Raw genomic sequence first — 1,951 nt, 5'->3', positions numbered from 1 at the left:
CCCGCCTATCCCGAATTAAATTCGTTGACCTTATTGAACTTAAATGGTCAGTTAACGGGTTTGGCAGCTGAACGCTGCGTCGCTGGTCTTTTCAGGGGGCAGGGAGTGGCAGAGTTTGATCCATTACGGCAGGGCGTCACGGGACGCCAGGCGTATTTTCTCGACGTGCCCGGCACGGACAGCGCGGCGGCGCTCTCGGTCGTGTCATTCACGGTAACCGAAAAGATGGGCGCACCGACCGAAGTGTGCATCGAGTTGACCCACCCGCAGCAGCTCGCGCGCGTCGACTACCTCAGCCGCGATGCGTCATTTTCGATCGTGCCGGACGACGGCGCGCCCCGGAAATTCTCAGGCTTCATTGCGCGGTTTTCGACGGTTCAAACGACGAAAGATTTCACCAAGTATCAGGTTGTCCTGAAGTCACGCCTCGGGCGGCTCGAGGCCGTCACCCGGAACCGGATATTCCAGCACGCGAGCACGCCCGAGATTATCGCGGCGATCCTTCGCGGTCACGGGCTGAGGGAACATCAATTCCTGTTCCGTCTGCGCGGGCAGTACCGCAAGCATCTGTTTCGCATGCAGCACCAGATGAGCGACCTTGCTTATGTGCACATGCTCGCAGAGAAGGCGGGCCTGTACTTCTACATCGTGGAAACGGAATACGGCGACCAGGTTGTAGTGGGCGACGACGTCGACCATTACATTTACGAAAGTCCGCAACGCATTCTGCCGTACCGCGAAGCGGCGGGACTCGAAGCGGGCGGCGTCGAGGCGGTAACGGCGGTAAAGACGCATACCGTGACCGTGCCGCAGTCGTTCACGGTCGCGGACTACAACCCGCATCAGGCCTGGGAGCGTTTTCGCGACACGTCCAACGTTGCGCCCGACGATTCCACGACCTACGGCCAGCCCTACGTCTACGGCACGCACCATCTGGACCAGGCGGGCGCGAAATGGGAGGCGCAGCTACGCCATGAGGCAGCCATCGCCTGGCAGGTAGTTTATGAAGGCGAAAGCAATCTGCTGGCGTTGCAACCGGGCTATGTGCTGGAAACAGACATCGTCTTGCCCGATGCCCCCAAAGGCCAGCTGATCGTCGAGGTCACGCATAGCGGCGCGCGCGATGCATCCTATACGAACAGCTACCGGGCGATTCCCGCCGACCGTCGATTCCGGCTCAAGCTCGAGCCGCAAACCTGGGCCAAAGTGACCGGCACACTCAGCGCGCGTGTGACGAGCCCGGACAAATACACCTACGCATACGTCGATAAAAACGGCCACTACACGGTCCGTTTCGATTCCGATTTCGAAACGTGGCCGAATGGCGGCGAGAGCGTACCGCTGCGGCTGGCCAAGCCGTTCGCGGGCAAGCTGCAAACCGGCATGCACTTCCCCGCGCTGGACGATGCAGAAGCGGTGATTACCTGCCGGGACGGCGATCCGGACAAGCCCGAAATCATCGCGTTCCACCACCACAGCCAGGCGCGCGATCTGGTGACGAACGACCGGCGCTGGCTCTCGCGCAACATGATCCGCACGCAGGCGAACAACAAGCTGCGCATGGAGGACTGGGCGGGCCAGGAAGGGATCAAGCTCAGTACGGAACACTCGGGCAAGTCGCAACTAAACCTCGGCTATCTCGTCAACAGCAAGCTGGAATACCGGGGTGAAGGCTATGAACTGAGGTCATCGGGTTATGGGGTGAATCGCGCGGGCAAGGGTCTGGTGGTCACGACTTACGACCGCCCTGCTGCCAACGGCAAGCAGCTCGACATGCAGGAAACCATCGCGCAGCTTGAGAGCGCGCTGGAGCTTGCAAAGGTGCTGGCCAGTTCGGCCACCAGCGCGAAAGCTGAGCCGGCCGACACCGATGCGCAGCGGCAGATGAAGGCGGATTTCGACGGCCTGAAGCAGCCGGGACTGCTGATGAGCACGCCCGCGTCGGCGGGTA

General features: G+C 61.3%; 1 protein-coding gene. It reads left to right on the top strand.

Annotation, left to right across the window (positions count from 1 at the left end; translation table 11 throughout):
• Nucleotides 1–165: 165 nt before the first annotated feature.
• On the top strand, nt 166–1,951 hold a 1,786-nt coding region (locus tag C8K18_RS32990; protein WP_108506372.1), incomplete at its 3' end, for a type VI secretion system Vgr family protein.

This window comes from Paraburkholderia sp. GV068 (assembly GCF_003058125.1).
Lineage (GTDB): Bacteria > Pseudomonadota > Gammaproteobacteria > Burkholderiales > Burkholderiaceae > Paraburkholderia > Paraburkholderia graminis.
This window is presented reverse-complemented; position numbering and strand designations above follow the sequence as displayed.